The sequence below is a fragment of the Streptomyces sp. 8N706 genome (genome assembly GCF_052245415.1).
Classification (GTDB): domain Bacteria; phylum Actinomycetota; class Actinomycetes; order Streptomycetales; family Streptomycetaceae; genus Streptomyces.
In genome coordinates, this window is the sequence record NZ_JBQQBW010000009.1 from 92,120 (window position 1) to 108,777 (window position 16,658).

11 protein-coding genes and 1 pseudogene are annotated in these 16,658 nt (G+C 71.2%); 11 read left to right on the forward strand and 1 reads right to left on the reverse strand.

From position 1 onward, the window contains the following. The first annotated feature begins 55 nt into the window (after nt 1-55). The 3 genes and pseudogenes from ACTWQE_RS06250 to ACTWQE_RS06260 form a co-directional block, all read left to right on the forward strand. Nucleotides 56-247, forward strand: a complete 192-nt coding sequence (locus ACTWQE_RS06250) for a DUF4244 domain-containing protein (protein ID WP_443327793.1) — start codon at nt 56-58, stop codon at nt 245-247. Further along, complete coding sequence (locus tag ACTWQE_RS06255; RefSeq protein ID WP_443327794.1) at nt 234-587, forward strand: TadE family type IV pilus minor pilin; 354 nt, start codon at nt 234-236, stop codon at nt 585-587. The genes ACTWQE_RS06250 and ACTWQE_RS06255 overlap by 14 nt, the downstream gene beginning before the upstream one ends. A 5-nt stretch (nt 588-592) precedes the next feature. Continuing rightward, nucleotides 593-850 (forward strand): annotated as a pseudogene (locus tag ACTWQE_RS06260) (Rv3654c family TadE-like protein); the annotation flags it as partial. Nucleotides 851-942: 92 nt separating this feature from the next. Here the strand turns inward: ACTWQE_RS06260 and ACTWQE_RS06265 are convergent. After that, a complete protein-coding gene (locus ACTWQE_RS06265) occupies nt 943-3,417 on the reverse strand; it encodes a DEAD/DEAH box helicase (protein WP_443327795.1) in 2,475 nt (824 codons plus the stop codon). 54 nt (nt 3,418-3,471) lie between these two features. Here ACTWQE_RS06265 and bldG point away from each other — a divergent pair, with 54 nt between their 5' ends. From bldG to tmk, 8 genes are all read left to right on the forward strand, one after another. Continuing rightward, entirely contained in the window at nt 3,472-3,813 is a 342-nt protein-coding gene (bldG, locus tag ACTWQE_RS06270) for an anti-sigma factor antagonist BldG (RefSeq protein WP_014178436.1), read from the forward strand. Between the two features lie 92 nt (nt 3,814-3,905). Continuing rightward, on the forward strand, nt 3,906-4,352 hold the full coding sequence (locus tag ACTWQE_RS06275) for an ATP-binding protein (protein ID WP_443327796.1): 447 nt from the start codon (nt 3,906-3,908) through the stop codon (nt 4,350-4,352). A 784-nt stretch (nt 4,353-5,136) separates the two neighbouring features. Then, nucleotides 5,137-7,530 carry a sodium-translocating pyrophosphatase gene (locus ACTWQE_RS06280; RefSeq protein ID WP_443327797.1) on the forward strand — a complete coding sequence of 798 codons (2,394 nt, stop codon included), beginning with the start codon at nt 5,137-5,139 and terminating at the stop codon, nt 7,528-7,530. A 218-nt stretch (nt 7,531-7,748) separates the two neighbouring features. Next, complete coding sequence (locus tag ACTWQE_RS06285) at nt 7,749-8,306, forward strand: small secreted protein (RefSeq protein WP_443327798.1); 558 nt, start codon at nt 7,749-7,751, stop codon at nt 8,304-8,306. A 48-nt stretch (nt 8,307-8,354) separates the two neighbouring features. Then, nucleotides 8,355-9,893 (forward strand): DUF7059 domain-containing protein, encoded by a 1,539-nt coding sequence (locus tag ACTWQE_RS06290; protein WP_443327799.1) that lies wholly within the window; start codon nt 8,355-8,357, stop codon nt 9,891-9,893. Nucleotides 9,894-9,983: 90 nt separating this feature from the next. Then, on the forward strand, nt 9,984-10,181 hold the full coding sequence (locus ACTWQE_RS06295; protein WP_443327800.1) for a hypothetical protein: 198 nt from the start codon (nt 9,984-9,986) through the stop codon (nt 10,179-10,181). A 228-nt stretch (nt 10,182-10,409) separates the two neighbouring features. Then, a complete protein-coding gene (gene topA, locus ACTWQE_RS06300) occupies nt 10,410-13,250 on the forward strand; it encodes a type I DNA topoisomerase (RefSeq protein WP_443327801.1) in 2,841 nt (946 codons plus the stop codon). A gap of 137 nt (nt 13,251-13,387) precedes the next feature. Next, the gene (gene tmk, locus ACTWQE_RS06305; RefSeq protein WP_443327802.1) at nt 13,388-16,603 is read left to right on the forward strand and encodes a dTMP kinase; all 3,216 of its coding nucleotides are present in this window, start codon (nt 13,388-13,390) and stop codon (nt 16,601-16,603) included. Nucleotides 16,604-16,658: the final 55 nt, after the last annotated feature.

Below are 16,658 nucleotides of genomic sequence, written 5' to 3' on the forward strand. Positions count from 1 at the left end.
CGGTCGTGGAGAGACCGGCGCGACGCAAACCATGAACAAGGGGGCTGAAATGGTGATGAAGGTATCTGGATGGTGGCAGACGCTGCGCGGGGCGCGGCGTGAGGCGGGAATGACCACGGCGGAGTACGCCGTGGGAACGGTCGCCGCCTGCGGCTTCGGTGCCGTCCTCTACAAGGTGGTGACCAGCGGGGCAGTCTCCGGGGCGTTGCAGTCGGTGATCGGACGGGCTCTCGATGCGCCGTTCTGACCGGGGGTATGTGACGGCGGAGGCCGCCGTGGTGCTGCCCGCGATGGTGTTGTTCGCGGTGGCACTGCTCTGGGGGCTGATGGCTGCGGCGGCCCAGATCCAGTGTGTGGATGCGGCGCGGGCCGGGGCCCGCGCCGCCGCACGGTCCGAGCCGCGGGCGGCCGCCCTGGCCGCCGCCCGCTCGGTAGCACCGCGAGGAGCCGAGATCGCGTTCGACCGCGAGGGGGACCAGGTACGGGTACGGGTCGAGGCCCCTGCGGCCGGACCTCGCTCCCTGTCCATCCGGCTGCGAGCCGAGGCCGTCGCGCTCTCCGAGGACAGAGCTGTGGAGGCCGGGTGAGCACCATGGCCGACCGGGGGTCGGCCACGGTGTGGACGGCGGTGCTGGCGGCCGCGCTCTGCGCGGTCTTTGCCGCGGTGCTCGGTATGGGGCAGGCGGTGGTCGTACGGCACCGGGCGGGCGGGGCGGCGGACCTGGCCGCGCTTGCCGCGGCGGACCATGCGCTGGACGGGCAGGGGCCGGCCTGTGCGATGGGGCGACGGGTGGCGGCCGCGCAGGGCGCCCGGCTGGTCCGCTGCGTGCTGACCGGGGAGGTCGCCGATGTGACGGCGGAGGCGCGGTCCGGGCCGTTCGCTTCCCGGATCCGGGCACGGGCCGGACCGGCGGGGGCCGCGGCGGGCCCGGGGGGCCGCGACTATGCGGGCTCCTCCGAGCCACCGGACGGCTCGGGCTCCGTCGGCGCGCCCGCGAGGAGCGTGGTGAGCAGCCGTACGGCGGCGCGCTTGTTCAGCGGATCGTTGCCGTTGCCGCACTTCGGCGACTGGATGCAGGACGGGCAACCGGAGTCGCACTCGCAGGAGGCGATCGCCTCACGCGTCGCCCGCAGCCAGCGGTGCGCGGTGTGGAAAGCGCGCTCCGCGAAGCCGGCCCCGCCGGGGTGGCCGTCGTACACGAACACCGTGGGCAGAAGGGTGTCCGGGTGCAGGGGCACCGAGACTCCGCCGATGTCCCAGCGGTCGCAGGTGGCGAACAGGGGCAGCATGCCGATGGACGCGTGCTCCGCGGCGTGGAGGGCGCCTGCGAGGTGCTCCGGGTTGATGCGGGCGCCGTCCAACTGGTCGTCGGTGACCGTCCACCACACCGCGCGGGTGCGCAACGTCCGGGGTGGAAGGTCGAGCTTGGACTCGCCGAGGACCTCACCCGTGATCAGTTTGCGGCGAAGGAAGGAGACGACTTGATTGGTGACCTCCACCGAGCCGAAGCACAGACGCGCATCCCCCCATGGAATCTCGGTGGTCGTCTCCAGGACGGAGATCGACGTGGTGTCGCGGGCGGTGGTGGAGTACGGCGGATTCGCCTCCTCGACAAGGGCCACCGAATCATGGAGATCGAGGTGTTCGACGACATAGGTGCGGCCCTGGTGGAGATGGACCGCTCCGTCGTGGACCGCGGTGTGGGCGGCCGAGGCATCCACGGTTCCCAGCAGGCGGCCGGTCCCGGCCTCGACGATCTGGACGGGTGGCCCGCCCTCTCCCCGGATGTCCGTGAGGTCTGCCGCCCGCTCGCGGCGTGGCCAGTGCCAGGCGGTGGCCCGGCGGCGCAGCAGCTTGCGCTGTTCGAGCTGCGGTATCAGCCCGGGGGCGGCCGGGCCGAAGAGTTCCAGGTCGGCCTCGGTGAGGGGCAGCTCGGCCGCCGCCGCGCACAGATGGGGGGCGAGGACGTACGGGTTGTCCGGATCGAGCACGGTGGACTCCACCGGTCGGCGGAACAGCGCCTCGGGGTGGTGCACGAGATAGGTGTCCAGCGGGTCGTCGCGGGCGACGAGAACGGCGAGTGCCCCTTGCCCCGCGCGCCCTGCCCGGCCCGCCTGCTGCCACAGTGAAGCCCGGGTGCCCGGATAGCCGGCGAGGACCACGGCGTCGAGCCCGGAGACGTCCACGCCGAGTTCCAGGGCCGTGGTGGCCGCCAGACCCAGCAGCTCGCCGGAGTGGAGGGCGCGCTCCAGCGCGCGGCGCTCGGCGGGGAGGTAGCCGCCGCGGTAGGCCGCGACCCGCCCGGGCAGCGACCGGTCGACAGCAGCCAGCCGCTCCTGGGCGATCAGTGAGATCAGCTCCGCGCCGCGCCGTGAGCGAACGAAGGCGACCGTACGGACGCCCTGGACAGTCAGGTCCGTGAGCAGATCCGCGGTCTCCGCGGTGGCGGTGCGCCGCACCGGGGCGCCCTGCTCCCCATGGAGCTCCGTCAGCGGCGGCTCCCACAGGGCGAACACCATCTCGCCGCGGGGTGACGCGTCGTCGGTGATCTCGGCCACCGGGAGGCCGGTGAGACGGGACGCGGCCCGGGCGGGGTCCGCGGATGTGGCGGAGGCGAGGAGAAAGACCGGCTCGGATCCGTAGCGGGCGCACACCCGCCGCAGCCGCCGTAGCACCTGCGCCACATGGGAGCCGAAGACACCGCGGTAGGTGTGGCACTCGTCGATCACGACATAGCGAAGGGAGCGCAGGAAGGAGGACCAGCGGGGGTGCGCGGGGAGGATGCCCCGGTGCAGCATGTCGGGGTTGGTGAGCACATAGTTCGCGTACTGGCGGACCCACTCGCGTTCCTCGACCGGCGTGTCGCCGTCGTACACCGCGGGCCGCACGGCGCTGCCCAGCGGGGCGGCCAGCTCGGCGACGGCGCGCCGCTGGTCGGCGGCGAGAGCCTTCGTGGGAGCCAGATAGAGGGCGGTGGCGCCCCGCCCGCTGGGGGCCTCCGAGCCGTCGAGAAGGGCGCTGAGGACAGGAGTCAGATAGGCCAGCGACTTGCCGGACGCGGTTCCGGTTGCGACCACCACGGACTCGCCGCGCAGAGCGTGCTCGACCGTACGCGCCTGGTGTTCCCACGGACGGCCGATTCCGGCCTGTCGGATGGCGTCGACGATCTCGTTCCGGATCTGCGGCGGCCAGTCCGCATGACGACCCGCACGTGGGGGCAAGTGCTCCGTATGAGTGATGCGCACAGCCCGGTCGGCCCCTGCCGCGAGACGGTCCAGGACCGAGCGTGGGGAGGTGCGTACGCCCGCGAAACGCGGGAGTTGATTGTTGGCCATCGGCACCGAGTGTGTCACTGGCGTGACGGACAATGGACGTAAGGCGTCGTGCGCGCCTGCTGGTAAGTGATTGAATGCCATCGCGGCTGCCGATCCATGGGGGGCGACCGCTCGATGCAAGGTGCTGGAGGATCCGTGGACCTGTCCCTGTCGACCCGGACCGTTGGCGACCGCACGGTCGTCGAGGTCGGTGGCGAGATTGATGTATACACCGCGCCCAAGCTGCGCGAGCAGCTGGTCGAGCTTGTCAACGACGGCAACTACCACCTCGTCGTCGACATGGAGGGCGTCGACTTCCTCGACTCCACCGGGCTCGGCGTGCTGGTCGGTGGCCTGAAGCGGGTGCGTGCCCATGAGGGCTCGCTGCGCCTGGTGTGCAACCAGGAGCGCATTCTCAAGATCTTCCGTATCACCGGTCTGACCAAGGTGTTTCCCATCCACACCTCGGTGGACGACGCCGTCGCGGCAACTGACTGACGGCTGCGTCATCGCGGAAGACACTGGGGGGTCCCGGGCTCTTTTCGGCCCGGCCCCCCTGAGATGTACGCCCGTACGACCGAGGGGATGGCATGGCCACTGTCGAACTGTTGTTCAGCGCCCTGCCCGAGCACGTCCGGACCGCACGTCTGGTGGCTGCCGCGGTCGCTCGGCGGGCCGGTGTCGACGAAGCCGTGCTGGACGAGGTGCGACTGGCCGTCGGCGAGGCCTGCACACGTGCCGTCAGTCTCCACCAGAGCAATGACGTCACCGCTCCCGTCAAAGTCGTGCTGATCGAGGACGAGAAGAAGTTCTCGATCGAGGTCGGCGACGAGGCGCCGCACGCCGTATCGGGTCCGGTGCCCGGTGCCCGCACGGGCGAGGAGGCCGGCTCCGAGGAGTCCGGGGCCGAGGAGGAGGACGAGATGGGTCTCGCGGTCATCAGCGGGCTCGTCGACGATGTCGAGGTGTCTGCGGGGGAGGTCGGTGGCCTCATCCGGATGAGCTGGCCGACGACCCCTGCCTCCGTTCTGCCCTAGCTCCATTCTGCCCTGAGTGGTCGGCCACCGCAGCGGCCTTCCACCGCAGCAGTCGGCGCGATTCCGCGACGCCGTCACCCTGTCACCCCCTCACTGACCACTCCTCACTGACGGACCGTCCGGGCACTCACCATCCGGGCACTCGGCCAGTCGCCGTGGGCATCCGCTACTTGGTCACGCGCCCGCCCGGCGATCTGGTCACCCTGGCGCCTCGCCCCCGGCAGCCCCGGCACTGGGGCGCCGGTCCGCCTTTGCTGTTGCGTGGCGCCTCCTCGCCACGCTGGACTGTCCTGGCCGGCCGGCCCTGAGGGCCTTGCCGATGTCGGCACCGCCGTCGGTCGCGCCAGCGGTGCATCGGTGCATCGCGATCTCCGCATCGGTCTCAGCGGACTCCGGTGCGGTGTCGTTGTCGTCGCCGCCCCGCCCACCGTCGTCGCCGCCCCCGCCACTCGCGCGCCACCGACCGCGGCCGTTACGTGTCCTGCCGACCCGCGCTGAACAGCTCATTCGTAGGGTCTGAGATCGTTTTGTAGATCGTTCTGTAGATCACTTATCGGGCGTCAGTGAATTACTCGCGTTCCCCCCTCCGGGCGAATTCCCGGAGGGATTCTTTTTTGATCTTCGCTGGTACAGGCGAATTCTGGCTCCGGCGCCCTGTTTCGATCCAGCTCAGCTCCCTACAATCCGTCCACATCTTGAGCTCAGGACGCCTGAGCGTGGCGGCTGTTCTTGTCGCAACCCGAGAACCGCTGCGCGCCCATGTGCCAAACGTCAAGGAGGACGAATGGCGGGGCCCTTTACCCCTCTACAGCAGGACCATTCCTCATCGCTCGCGGCCGCCGTACTGACCAGTGACAACCGTGTGCTCGTGGCGGCCATCGCGGCGGTGGCGGTCGCCGCGATCGCCGTCGCCGTGGTGCTGGTACGCCAGGTGCTCGCCGCGGGCGAGGGCACCGACAGCATGAAGAAGATCGCTGCCGCGGTGCAGGAAGGCGCCAATGCCTACCTCGCACGCCAGCTGCGCACTCTGGGCGTATTCGCCGTCGTGGTCTTCTTCCTGCTCATGCTGCTTCCGGCGGACGACTGGACGCAGCGCGCCGGCCGTTCCGCGTTCTTCCTGATCGGCGCTTTCTTCTCGGCGGCGACGGGGTATATCGGAATGTGGCTCGCGGTGCGCAGCAATGTGCGCGTCGCCGCCGCGGCCCGTGAGGCGACCCCGGCTGAGGGAGAGCCGGCCAAGGATCTCACCGAGGTCTCGCACAAGGCGATGAAGATCGCCTTCCGTACCGGCGGCGTCGTCGGCATGTTCACCGTGGGGCTGGGCCTGCTGGGCGCCTCCTGCGTCGTGCTGGTCTACGCGGCCGACGCGCCCAAGGTGCTCGAGGGATTCGGCCTCGGCGCGGCGCTGATCGCGATGTTCATGCGTGTGGGCGGCGGGATCTTCACCAAGGCCGCGGACGTCGGCGCTGACCTCGTCGGCAAGGTCGAGCAGGGGATTCCCGAGGACGACCCGCGCAACGCCGCGACGATCGCCGACAACGTGGGCGACAACGTCGGAGACTGCGCCGGAATGGCGGCCGACCTCTTCGAGTCGTACGCGGTGACCCTCGTCGCCGCGCTGATCCTCGGCAAGGTCGCCTTCGGCGACTCCGGCCTCGCCTTTCCGCTGTTGGTGCCCGCGATCGGTGTGATCACCGCGATGATCGGCATCTTCGCGGTGGCGCCCCGGCGCTCCGACCGCAGCGGTATGACCGCCATCAACCGCGGTTTCTTCATCTCCGCGGTGATCTCGCTGGTGCTGGTGGCGGTGGCCGTCTACACCTACCTCCCCTCCACGTACGCGGATCTGGACGGCGTCACCGACGCCGCCATCGCCGGGCACGAGGGCGACCCCCGGGTCCTCGCGCTCGTCGCCGTGGCCATCGGCATCGTGCTCGCCGCGCTGATCCAGCAGCTCACGGGCTACTTCACCGAGACGACCCGGCGCCCCGTGCGGGACATCGGCAAGACCTCGCTGACCGGGCCCGCGACCGTGGTGCTGGCCGGAATCTCGCTCGGTCTGGAGTCCGCCGTCTACTCGGCGGTGCTGATCGGGCTCAGTGTGTACGGCGCGTTCCTGCTCGGTGGCACCTCGATCATGCTGGCGCTGTTCGCGGTGGCCCTGGCCGGTACGGGCCTGCTCACCACCGTCGGCGTGATCGTCGCCATGGACACCTTCGGTCCGGTCTCCGACAACGCACAGGGCATTGCCGAGATGTCGGGCGATGTCACGGGCGCGGGCGCGCAGGTGCTCACCGATCTCGACGCCGTCGGCAACACCACCAAGGCGATCACCAAGGGCATCGCCATCGCGACGGCGGTGCTCGCCGCGGCCGCGCTGTTCGGCTCGTACCGCGATGCGATCGCCACGGCGGTCGCGGAGGTGAACGCCGAGGCCGGTGAGCTCGGTCTCAGCCTGGACATCTCGCAGCCCAACAATCTCGTCGGGCTGGTTCTGGGCGCCTCGGTCGTCTTCCTCTTCTCGGGGCTGGCGATCAACGCGGTGTCCCGGTCGGCCGGTTCGGTGGTCTACGAGGTGCGGCGGCAGTTCCGCGAGCATCCCGGGATCATGGACTACACCGAGAAGCCGGAGTACGGGCGCGTCGTCGACATCTGCACCAAGGACGCTCTGCGCGAGCTGGCCACTCCCGGCCTGCTCGCCGTGCTCGCCCCGATCGCGGTCGGTTTCACGCTCGGTGTCGGGGCCCTGGGCTCGTATCTCGCGGGTGCGATCGGCACCGGCACCCTGATGGCCGTCTTCCTCGCCAATTCGGGCGGCGCCTGGGACAACGCCAAGAAGCTGGTCGAGGACGGGCACCACGGAGGCAAGGGCAGCGAGGCGCATGCCGCCACCGTCATCGGCGACACGGTCGGCGACCCGTTCAAGGACACGGCCGGGCCCGCGATCAACCCCCTGCTGAAGGTGATGAACCTGGTGGCCCTTCTGATCGCTCCGGCGGTCGTGAAGTTCAGCTACGGGGACAACGCCAGCGTCGGTGTCCGCGTGATCGTGGCGCTGCTCGCGATCACGGTGATCGTGGGTGCGGTGTACGTCTCGAAGCGGCGCGGAATCGCCGTGGGTGACGAAGGCAACACGGAGCGGGTGGCGAAGACCAGCGATCCAGCGGTGGTGTCCTGATCCGAGGAGGACTCGGACCGGCCTTATGGCCGGTCATTCGGCGGGCGGGCGGTGCGCAGGGGACGCACCGCCCGCCCGTTTCCGTGCTCGCGGCGGCGGCGTCCACCGTAGGGTGCAAATGGTGACAATGCTGGTCCTCATGGATGCTTGGCTCGCGGCCCCCGGTCTGCGGCCGTGTATGTTCCGGGGCCGAGAGAGCCATGGAAGGGACCAATCCGGTGAACAAGAAGCTTGTGGCCGCACTGTCCGGCGGTGCGGCACTGGTACTGGCGCTGTCCGGCTGCAGTGACGACGACAAAAAGGTCGACGACTACGCCAAGAAGGTCTGCGATGACGTCCAGCCTCAGCTGAAGAAGATCACCGAGGCCAATCAGTCGATCACGTCCACCGCGGCGGACGGTGATCCGCAGGACATCAAGAAGGCCGACTCGGCCGCCTTCCAGCAGATCTCCGACGCCTACGCCGCGATGTCCGACTCCGTGGAGAAGGCGGGTACCCCGCCGGTCGACAACGGCGAGCAGATCCAGAAGGACGCGGTCAAGGAGCTGGACGCGACATCGAAGGCGTACGCGGACCTGAAGAAGTCCGTCGACAAGCTGAACACCAAGGACCGCGGGAAGTTCGCCGACGGTCTGAAGGGTGTCGCCGAGGACCTCGACGCGGTCAACAAGGTCGGTGACGATGCCATCAAGAAGCTCCAGTCCGGCGAGATCGGCACGGCGATGGGCAAGCAGTCCGGCTGCCAGCGGCCCACGTCGTCTCCCTCCGCGACCTGACCGCCCCGCCCGGCGCCCACAGTCCCCACCGCCCCTGACAATGGTCCGGTGAGTACGCACAGCCTCCCCACGCCCGACGCCGACCGCACCTCGCGGATGCGCGGCGCGCTGCAGTCCGCCGTCTTCACCGCCGACGGGCTGCTCGATCTGCTCGGTGCCCCCGCGTATGCCGCCCTGGCCCGCAGCGAGACCGTGCCCGCGCTGCGGGCCACCCGGGGCGGCTCGCCGCTCGAGACCCTGGTCCGGCTCTTCCTGCTGCAGCGACCGGTGCCCTACGACCGGGCGCGGACGGCCCTGCCGGTCGAGGACTGCCTGGCCGACGGCTGGCTGGTCCAGCACGGCGAGGACGTCCGGGCCACGGTGGACGTACGTCCGTACGGCGGGCCCGAGGGCCAGGACTGGTGGATCGTCTCCGACCTGGGCTGCGCGGTGGGCGGCGCGGGCGGTATCGCCGCGAGCGTGACCGGCGTCGACCGTTCGCAGCTCGTCCTGGGCGTCGGCGGCGCCTCCACCACCCTGGCCGGGATCACGATCCGTACCCCGGCTGCCCGCGCCCTGGACCTGGGCACGGGCTCGGGCATCCAGGCGCTGCACGCCGCCCAGCACGCAACCCGGGTCACCGCCACCGACCTCAATCCCCGGGCTCTGGGCTTCACGCGGCTCACGCTCGCCCTCTCCGGAGCGCCCGAGGCGGATCTCCGTCAGGGCTCGCTCTACGAGCCGGTCGCCGACGACGAACGGTACGACCTGATCGTCTCGAACCCGCCGTTCGTGATCTCGCCCGTCCCTGCCGAGGGGCCCCGGCTCACGTACCGCGACGGCGGGATGAGCGGCGACGACCTGTGCCGTGCGCTCGTCCAGCAGTCCGCGGACCACCTCAGCGACGGCGGCCACCTCCAACTGCTCGCCAACTGGCAGCACACCGAGGGCGAGGACTGGCGGGAGCGCGTGTCCTCCTGGATCCCCGGCGGCTGCGACGCCTGGATCGTGCAGCGTGAGGTCCAGGATGTGCCGCAGTACGCGGAGCTGTGGCTGCGCGACGCCGGTGACCACCGCACCGATCCGGCCGAGTACGCCGCCCGGTACGACGCCTGGCTGGAGGAGTTCGAGGCCCGCAGGACCAAGGCCGTCGGCTTTGGCTGGATCACGCTGCGCAAGTCGGGGTCCGACCGGCCGTCCGTGGTGGCCGAGGAGTGGCCGCACCCCGTCGAGCAGCCGCTCGGCGCGTCCGTACGGGCCCACTTCGACCGGCAGGACTTCCTGCGGGAGACCGACGACGCGGCGCTGCTCGCGGCCCGGTTCCGGCTGGCCGACGAGGTGCTTCAGGAACAGGTCGGGCTGCCCGGAGCCGAGGACCCCGAACATGTGGTGCTCCGTCAGAACCGGGGTATGCGCCGGGCGACGAAGGTGGACACCGTGGGAGCCGGCTTCGCGGGGGTGTGCGACGGGACGCTGAGCGCGGGACGCATTCTCGACGCGATCGCCCAGCTCGTCGGCGAGGACCCGGTGCTGTTGCGCGACCGTACGCCCGAGTCGATCCGGCTCCTCGTGGAGCAGGGCTTTCTGGAGCCGGTGCGCGAGCATTAGCGCGACAGCCCCCGTTCACCTGGGGTTCGTGTGGGTGCCGCCCGCGCGTGCCACCCTCCAGCGGTCACGCGGCAGAAGGGGTGCACGGCCATGGAGAGCGGACCTGCGATCTTCGCCGGGACGGTGTTCGCGCTGTTCGGCGCCGCGCTGCTGCTGTGGACTGGGGCGCGCATCCGGTTGCGTGCGCCGGTGGCATTCGGAGTGAGCCCCGTCGCATCCGCGGTCTTGGCGACGATCTTCGGAATCGGGTCGCTGGGCATGGGCGTCTGGTGTCTCGGCCTGGCCTGATCCCACGTTTTCAGGCCATCGCGTCGGGCGTCTGTTCGTGCACCGCGCATACGGTGCTCCAGGAGCCGCGTACGGGTCCGGGCGGCAGACAGGCCGCTTGTCGGGTTACCGTTCGAGTGGCGTTGCGGGCTTTTCCCGTTTGACACGGGACCGGGAGGTACCGTCACACTCCGCAGCGTCACCGCACTGCCGACTACATCCTGGCGTCGACCGGAGAGAAGAGCGAAGTTGTCCCCGACCAGCGAGACCGCACAAGGCGGCCGCCGACTCGTCATCGTCGAGTCGCCTGCCAAGGCGAAGACGATCAAGGGCTATCTCGGCCCGGGCTATGTGGTCGAGGCCAGCGTCGGACACATCCGCGACCTGCCCAATGGCGCTGCCGAGGTCCCCGCGAAGTACAAGGGCGAGTCGTGGGCGCGTCTCGGTGTCAACGTCAGCGAGGACTTCCAGCCGATCTACGTCGTCAACACCGACAAGAAGAGCCAGGTCAGCAAGTTGAAGGAGCTGCTGGCGGAGTCCGACGAGCTCTTCCTCGCCACCGATGAGGACCGCGAGGGCGAGGCCATCGCCTGGCATCTCCAGGAAGTCCTCAAGCCCAAGGTCCCGGTGCGCCGTATGGTCTTCCACGAGATCACCAAGGACGCGATCCGGGAGGCCGTGGAGAACCCCCGCGAGCTGAACAAGCGCCTGGTCGACGCGCAGGAGACCCGCCGTATCCTCGACCGCCTCTACGGCTACGAGGTCTCGCCGGTCCTGTGGAAGAAGGTCATGCCGCGGCTGTCCGCCGGGCGTGTGCAGTCCGTGGCGACCCGGCTCGTCGTCGAACGGGAGCGCGAGCGCATCGCCTTCCGCTCCGCCGAGTACTGGGACCTGACCGGCACCTTCGCCACCGGCCGTACCGGTGACGCCTCGGACCCCGGCACCTTCGGCGCGCGACTGACCGGCGTCGACGGCCGTCGTATCGCCCAGGGCCGCGACTTCGGCTCGACCGGGCGGCTCAAGGACGGCTCCCAGGTCCTGCACCTGGACGAGGCCGCCGCCCGGGCGCTGGCCGCCGCGCTGGAGGACACCGCCTTCTCGGTGCGCTCCGTCGAGTCCAAGCCGTACCGCCGCTCGCCGTACGCCCCGTTCCGTACGACCACCCTCCAGCAGGAGGCGTCGCGCAAGCTCGGTTTCGGCGCCAAGTCGACGATGCAGGTCGCGCAGAAGCTGTACGAGAACGGCTTCATCACCTATATGCGTACGGACTCCACCACCCTGTCGGACACGGCGGTGGCGGCAGCCCGGGCGCAGGTCACGCAGCTGTACGGCGCGGACTACCTGCCTGACAAGCCCCGGCTGTACGCGGGCAAGGTCAAGAACGCGCAGGAGGCGCACGAGGCGATCCGCCCGTCGGGCGATCGTTTCCGCACCCCTGCCGAGACCGGACTGACCGGCGACCAGTTCCGGCTCTACGAGCTGATCTGGAAGCGGACCGTCGCTTCCCAGATGAAGGACGCGGTCGGCAACTCCGTGACCGTCAAGGTCGGCGGACGGGCCGACGACGGACGGGACGTCGAGTTCTCGGCCTCCGGCAAGATCATCACTTTCCACGGCTTCCTGAAGGCCTACGTCGAGGGCGCCGACGACCCGAACGCCGAGCTCGACGACCGCGAGCGCCGCCTCCCGCAGGTCGGCGAGGGCGACCCGCTCACGGCCCAGGACATCCAGGCCGACGGCCACGCCACCAAGCCCCCGGCCCGCTACACCGAGGCCTCGCTGGTCAAGGAGCTGGAGGAGCGCGAGATCGGCCGCCCGTCGACGTACGCGTCGATCATCGGCACCATCCTCGACCGCGGCTATGTGTTCAAGAAGGGCACGGCTCTCGTGCCGTCCTTCCTCTCCTTCGCCGTGGTCAACCTGCTGGAGAAGCACTTCGGCTATCTCGTCGACTACGACTTCACCGCGAAGATGGAGGACGACCTCGACCGCATCGCGCGGGGCGAGGCCCAGGCCGTGCCGTGGCTCCGCCGCTTCTACTTCGGCTCCGAGGACGCCGAGGGACGCAACGGCGAGGTCGACCACCTCGGCGGGCTGAAGGCGCTGGTCACCGACCTGGGCGCGATCGACGCCCGTGAGGTGTCGTCCTTCCCCGTCGGTGAGGGCCTCGTGCTGCGCGTGGGCCGTTACGGTCCGTACGTCGAGAAGCCGTCCGACGTGGAGGGTGAGCCGGGGCAGCGCGCCGACGTGCCGGACGACCTGCCGCCGGACGAGCTGACCGTCGACCTGGCCAAGGAGCTGCTCGCCAAGCCCAGCGGCGAACGCGTCCTCGGAGAGGACCCCGACACCGGCCGGCCCCTGGTCGCCAAGGACGGGCGCTACGGCCCCTACGTCACCGAGGTCCTGCCCGAGGGCACCCCGAAGACCGGCAAGAACGCCGTCAAGCCGCGGACGGCATCGTTGCTCAAGTCGATGTCGCTCGACACGGTGACGCTCGAGGAGGCGCTCAAGCTGCTGTCGCTGCCCCGCGTCGTGGGCGTCGACTCCGAGTCCGGGGCGGAGATCACCGCGCAGAACGGCCGCTACGGCCCGTATCTGAAGAAGGGCACGGACTCGCGCTCCCTGGAGAGCGAGGACCAGATCTTCACGATCACGCTCGAAGAGGCTCTCGCGATCTACGCGCAGCCGAAGCAGCGCGGGCGGGCGGCGGCCAAGCCGCCGTTGAAGGAGCTGGGCACCGACCCGGCCAGCGAGCGCCCGGTGGTCGTCAAGGACGGCCGCTTCGGCCCGTATGTCACGGACGGCGAGACCAACGCGACGCTGCGCCGGGACGACGACGTCGAGACGATCACACCGGAGCGGGGCTTCGAACTGCTGGCCGAGAAGCGCGCCAAGGGCCCGGCCAAGAAGACCGCGAAGAAGGCCGCCAAGAAGGCACCGGCGAAGAAGGCCACGGCCAAGAAGACCGCCGCGAAAAAGACCACCACGGCCAAGAAGTCCGCTGCCAAGAAGACGACCACCGCCAAGAAGGCAACCGTCGCCACGAAGACCGCGGCGAAGAAGACCGCGACCGCGGATCAGGCCGAGTAGCCAGGCGCCGGCCGGGGGAGCGCGCTCCGGCCACCCTGTCCCGGCTGACCAGGTCATTCCGGGGCGGGGCGGCCGCCTTACGGGCACTTGTTCGGACAGGGCGTCAGTGATTCCGCCACTCCGGATAGGCTGGCCGGATGACGCGAGCGGAGCAGCCAACGGTCGTGAACCCCACATCCGACGCCCTTGCCGCAGATTCACGCGAGCGCGCCGTGCGGGCCCTTCTGCGCTTCCCGCCCCTGAGGCGGTTGTGGAGCGCGCAGCTCGTCGGCGGTATCGGAGACGCACTCGCCCTGCTGGTGCTCGTCCTGCTGTCGCTCCAGGCGGCGGTGGCCGAGAGCGCCTTCGGCGGTGGCTATCGCGGTGCGGCTTTCGCGGTGGCCGCGGTGTTCGGCACCCGCCTCCTGGCGACCGTGCTGTTCGGCGCGGTCCTCCTCGGCCCGCTGACCTCACTCACCGCCCCGAAGGGACCGCTGGACCGCCGCTGGACCATGATCGGTGCGGACGGAGTACGCCTGGCGCTGCTGATCGTCGCCCCGCTCTGGATCGACTGGATGCCCGGCAACGCCCTCGCACCACTCCTCGCCACCGTCTTCGTCGCCGGTGCCGCCGAACGCTTCTGGACCGTCGCCAAGGACAGCGCGGCCCCCGCCCTCCTCCCGGCCCCGCCCACCGAGGGCGCCGCCGTACGGCCGCTGCCGGATCACCTCGACGCCCTGCGCCGCCTCTCGCAGCGCACCGGCTTCGTGACGCTGCCGCTGGCGGCCGCCGCGCTCCTGGTCATCGGGCTGATCGGGAATCTCCTCGGGGCCGGCATCGAGTGGTTCCATCTGCACCAGGCGGCCCTGGGCTCGTACGTCGCGTCCGGGCTCTTCGCCGCGTCCGTGTCGGTCCTCTACTTCCTCGAACTGCCCGGCGGACAGACTCCCCGCGCGCGCTCCCCGCTGGAAGGACTGCGCAGCCCCAGGAGCGGCAGCGGCGCCGACAAGGGGCGTACGGGAGCCATGCCGCTGCTCGTCCTCGCCTGCGGCGCCGTCGCCGGGGCGATCGCGGCGGCGGTCGCCGTCGCCGCACTGCACGCCGGTGATCTGGGCGGCGGCCCGGTCGGCTTCTCTCTGTTCGTGCTGGCACTGAGCGGCGGTACGGTCGCCGGCATCCGCCTGGCGCCCCGGGTGCTGCCCGCGCTCTCCCGGCGGCGGCTGCTCGCGCTGGCGGTCGCCGTCACCGGTCTGGCCCTGCTCGCCGCGGGTCTCACCCCCGACCCGACGACCGTGCTGCTGCTGGCGCTGCTCGCGGGCGCATCGGCCGGTGTCGCCGCCAACACCGGCCACACGCTCGTCGACCAGGAGGCAGAGGAGGGCCGGCGGGCGCGGACGACCGAGCATCTGCACGCCGTCGTCCGGGTCTTCGCGGCTCTCGGCGCGGTCGGAGCTCCGCTGCTCGCCGCGGCGATCGGCCCGCACCGGCTTGCGAACGGCTCCTTCGTCTTCGCACACGGCGGTGCCGCCTTCACGCTGATGCTCGTCGGTGCGCTGCTGCTGCCCGTCGCGGCGCTCGTCCTCGGCAAGACCGACGACCGTTCGGGCGTACCGCTGCGCCGCGATCTGCGCGACGCTCTGCGCGGCGGGGAGCCCACGCAGGCACCCGCCGCCACCGGCTTCTTCCTCGTTCTGGAGGGCGGTGACGGGGCCGGGAAGTCGACCCAGGTCGAGGCGCTCGCCCAGTGGATCCGCGCCAAGGGCCACGAGGTGGTCGTGACGCGTGAACCGGGCGCGACCGCGATCGGCAAGCGGCTGCGCTCGATCCTGCTGGATGTGTCCAGCGGCGGGATCTCGCACCGTGCGGAGGCCCTGCTGTACGCGGCCGACCGCGCCGAGCACGTCGACTCCGTGGTCCGTCCCGCCCTGGCGCGCGGTGCCGTGGTGATCTCCGACCGCTACATCGACTCCTCCGTGGCCTACCAGGGAGCGGGCCGCGATCTGTCGCCGACCGAGGTCGCCCGCATCTCCCGCTGGGCGACGGACGGTCTCGTACCGCATCTGACCGTGCTGCTGGACGTCTCCCCGGAGACCGCGCGGGAGCGGTTCACCGAGGCCCCGGACCGGCTGGAGTCCGAGCCGCCCGAGTTCCACGCGCGCGTGCGTGCCGGATTCCTCACCCTCGCAGCCGCGGACCCCGCGCGCTACCTGGTGGTCGACGCGGGGCAGGAGCCGGAGGCGGTCACCACCGTCGTACGGCACCGGCTCGACCAGGTCCTGCCGCTGTCGGAGGCGGAGATCCTGGCACAGGAGGAGGCCCGTAAGGCGGCCGAGGAGGAGCGTCGGCGCAAAGAGGCGGAAGAGGCCGCACGGAAGGCCGAGGAGGAGCGGCGGGAGCGCGAGCGGCAGGAGCAGCTGGCGAAGCTGCGCGCCGAGGAGGAGGAGCGCAGGCGCCGCGAGGCCGAGGAGGCCCGTCGGCTGGCGGAGGAGCGCCAGGTGGAGGAGGCCCGTCGCCGGGCGGAGGAGGCCCGCCGCCTCGCCGAGGAGGAGCGTCTGCGTCGCGAGGCCGAGGAACGGGCCCGCGCCGCCGAGCAGGAGCGGCTGCGTCGCCGGGCCGAGGAGGAGGCACGCCTGCGCGCGGAGGCCGAGGAGCGGCGCCGGGAGAAGCAGCGCAAGGCGGAGGAGGCGCTGCAACGGGCGGAGCGGGCGAGGCTGGCCGCGGAGGCCGAGGCGCAGGCCGCCGCGGACAGCGAGGAGACGGTGGAGACACCGATCGCCGGTACGGGCCTCCCGGACACCGGGCCGGGGCCGGACGCGGCCCAGACGGTCCCGACGCCGCGCGTGGACCCGCAGGAGCCGCAGGGAAGCACCCCACGGGAGGCGGACGAGACGGCGGTGCTGCCGCCGGTCCGGCCGGAGGGCGGCGCTGCGGGAGCCGATGAGACGGCGGTGCTGCCGCCGGTCCGGCCCGAAGGTGCCGCTCCGGCTGCCGATGAGACAGCCGTGCTCCCGAAGCCCCCGGTGTCCGGCCCCGCGGACGAGACAGCGGTCCTTCCGCCGGTGCCCCCCCGGGAGGAGGCCGAGCCGCCGCGCACCGACCGGCCGGCGGACCCGGCGGACCGGGTGCCGCCGTGGCTGTTCCGGCCCGAGGGCGAGGGGACGGCGTCCGCGCCGGAACCGGGGAGCGAGCGTACGCGCGAGATGCCGCAGGTCGGCCCGGCGGCCGGGACCGGGCCCTCCCAGCGCGGCCGCCGCCGCTCGGACTGGGCCGAGGAGACACCGCTGGACGACCTCCCCACGCTCGCCGACGAACTCCTCGGCCCGCGCGACGACGAGGACGAGGGCCGGCGCGGCCCGGGCCACGGCCGCGGGTAGGCCACCACTGACGGCGTTCCATAACGGCGTTCAGTGACGGCGTTCCGTGACGGCG